Here is a 2,985-nt window from a genome sequence, read left to right as displayed (position 1 = left end):
CTGCCGACCGACGAGGCGGCGGCCGGCGCCGCCGACGAGCGCGGCCGCGAGCGCGCCGCGCTGCTGCGGCTGCTGGTGGACGAGGCGCTGCTCCCGCCAGAGGCGCTCGACGGCGACGCGGCGCTCGTCGACGAGGCGCGGGTGCGCGCGGCCGTGCACGCGCTGCTGCGGCGGACGCCGTCGTGGCTCGTCGGTCTGTCGCTGGAAGACCTGGTGGGCGAGCCCGAGCCGGTGAACGTGCCGGGCGTCGGCACCGACCGCTTCCCGGCGTGGCAGCGGCGGCTCTCGGTCCCGCTGGAGGCGCTGGCGCGCGACTCGCGCGTGCGGGCGGCGCTCGGGCTCGAGCGGGCGTGGGTGCCCGCCGCTGAGGCGGTCGATGGCTGAGCAGCCCGTCGACCCGCGCCCGCTGGCCGGGCCGCCGTTCACGGCGACCTACCGCCTGCAGCTGAACGCCGACTTCGGCTTCGACGCCGCGCGCGCGCTGGTGCCGTACCTCGCGCGGCTCGGCGTCTCGCACCTGTACCTGTCGCCGGTGCTCCAGGCGCGTCCCGGGAGCACGCACGGCTACGACACGGTCGACCCGCGGTGCGCGAACCCCGAGCTCGGGGGGGACGCGGGGTTCGCCGCGCTCGCCGACGCCGCGCACGCGCACGGGCTGGGGGTGCTCGTCGACATCGTCCCCAACCACATGGGGGCCGGGCCGGCCAACCCGTACTGGCTGGACGTGCTCGCGCTCGGCCGCGAGTCGCAGTACGCGCGCTGGTTCGACGTCGACTGGGACGCGCCGCACGCGCGCGGGCGCCTCGTGCTGCCGGTGCTCGGCGACGATCCCGAGGCGGTGCTGGCGCGCGGGGAGCTGAAGCCGGCGCTCCACGGCGACCGGTTCGCGATCCGGTACTTCGACCACGTCTTCCCGCTCGACCCGCGGACGGTGCACCGGCTGTTCGCGTTCTCGCACACGTACCTGTTCCCGCCGTCGGCGCGCGAGGAGTCGGAGGCGTGGGCCCGCGTGCGCGACGCGCTGGTGCCGGCGGGCGGGGCGTCGCCCTCGGCCGCCGAGGCCACGGCGTCGGTGCGCGCGGCGGCGGAGCTGGCCAGCCGCTCGGAGGCGGTGCGGGCGTACGTCGAGTGGGTGCTCGACGTCTTCGCGGCGGGGGACGACGGGCGCTTCCGCCTGCAGGCGCTGCTCGACCTCCAGCGGTGGCGGCTCGCGCACTGGCAGGAGACGCGGCGCGAGCTGCACTTCCGCCGCTTCTTCGACGTCACCGAGCTGGTGGCGGTGCGCGTCGAGGACCCCGAGGTGTTCGCGGGCTACCACGAGTGGCTGCTCGACCGCGTGGGGGAGGGGAGGATCGACGCCGTGCGCGTCGACCACGTGGACGGGCTGCTCGACCCGCGGCACTACCTGTTCATGCTGCGCGACGCGCTCGACGCGCGGCGCCCCGACGAGCGGGTGCCGATCTTCGTCGAGAAGATCCTGTCGCCCGACGAGGCGCTGCACGCGGAGTGGCCGGTGGACGGCACGACCGGCTACGAGGCGCTGAACGAGGTGGAGCGCGCGCTCGTGTCGCCCGACGGGGCGGCGACGCTCGAGCGGTCGTACCGCCGGCTGCTGCGCGCGCGCGCCGAGGTGACCTACGCGCAGGTGGCGGCGCGCGGGAAGGAGCACGTGCTCCGCTCCACGTTCCGCCCGGAGCTGCGGCGGCTGGTGTCGCTGCTCATGCGCGTCGGGCGCGCGCTCGGGGTGACTGCGACGCCGGCGTCGATGAGCGAGGCGCTGCTGCAGCTCGCGGTCGCGCTCCCCGTCTACCGGACCTACGTGCGCCCGGACCCCGACGCCCCCGGCCACCTGCGCGTGGACGCCGACGACCGCGCGCGCCTGGAGTCGGTGGTCGAGGCGCTGATCGCGCGCGGGGTGTCGCGCCCCGAGGTGGTGCGGCTGGTGGCCGACGTGCTGCTCGGCGACGTCCCCGGCCCGGTGCCGGTGAAGGCGGCGCAGCGGCGCGCGGCGAGGGAGGTCGCGCTGCGCTTCCAGCAGGTGAGCGGCCCCGCGACCGCCAAGGGGATCGAGGACACGGCGCTCTACCGCTGGTTCCCCGTGGCGTCGCTCAACGAGGTCGGCGGCGAGCCCGCGCACCCGCTGGGCCCCGCGGTCGATGAGCTGCACGCGGCGCACGCGGTGCGCGCGCGCGTGTGGCCGCGCTCCCTGGTGGCGGCGACGACGCACGACACGAAGCGCTCGGCCGACGCGCGCGCCCGCCTCGACGTGCTGGCCGAGGTGGCGGCGGAGCTGGGCGCGCTGGCGGCGCGGTGGCAGCGGCGGCACGCGCCGCTGCGCGCGCTGGCCGCGCGGCGGCTCGCCCCCGACGCGAACACCGAGTACCTCCTGTACCAGACCGTCGTCGCGGTGTGGCCGGAGGGCGCCGACGCGGTGGACGACGCGCTGACCACGCGGGTCGAGGAGTACCTGCGCAAGGCGACGCGCGAGGCGAAGGCGCAGACGAGCTGGGTCGCGCCGAACGCGGCGTTCGAGCACGGCACCCTGCTGTTCGCGCGCACGCTGCTGCGCGACGAGGCGGGCGCGCCGTTCCGCCGCGAGATGTCCGCCCTGATGCGCCGCGTCGCGCCGGCGGGGCGCTGGAACGCGCTCGCGCGCGTGCTGATCCAGGGCGCGGCCCCCGGCACCCCCGACGTGTACCGCGGCGACGAGCTGTGGCAGCACCTGCTCGTGGACCCCGACAACCGCGGCCCGGTGGACTGGGCCGAGCGCAAGGTGTCGCTGCTGGAGATCGAGCGCGGCAGCCCGGACGCGGCGGCCCTGCTGGCGTCGGCGGCCGACGGGCGGCTCAAGATGCACGTGCTGCGCGCGACGCTGCTGGCGCGGCGCACGGGCCCGGCGCTGTACGGGCTCGGCGCGCACGAGCCGCTGCCGGTCGGCGGCCCGCGCGGCACCCACGTCGTCGCCTTCGCGCGCGCGCACGCCGG

The 2,985-nt window shown here is 77.3% G+C and carries 1 protein-coding gene and 1 pseudogene; both read left to right on the top strand.

All coding sequences use genetic code 11. The annotated features are described in order from the left end of the window. Positions 1-384: pseudogene (locus PYV61_RS23265) on the top strand (hypothetical protein); the annotation flags it as partial. Then, positions 377-2,985 (top strand): malto-oligosyltrehalose synthase (gene treY / locus PYV61_RS23260; RefSeq protein ID WP_275836185.1); only part of this gene is annotated, 2,609 nt, incomplete at its 3' end. The pseudogene PYV61_RS23265 and the gene treY, both read left to right, overlap by 8 nt.

This window comes from Roseisolibacter sp. H3M3-2, assembly GCF_029211165.1.
Classification (GTDB): domain Bacteria; phylum Gemmatimonadota; class Gemmatimonadetes; order Gemmatimonadales; family Gemmatimonadaceae; genus Roseisolibacter.
Note: the sequence above shows the minus strand (reverse complement) of the source record. Positions and strands in the feature narration are given on the sequence as shown.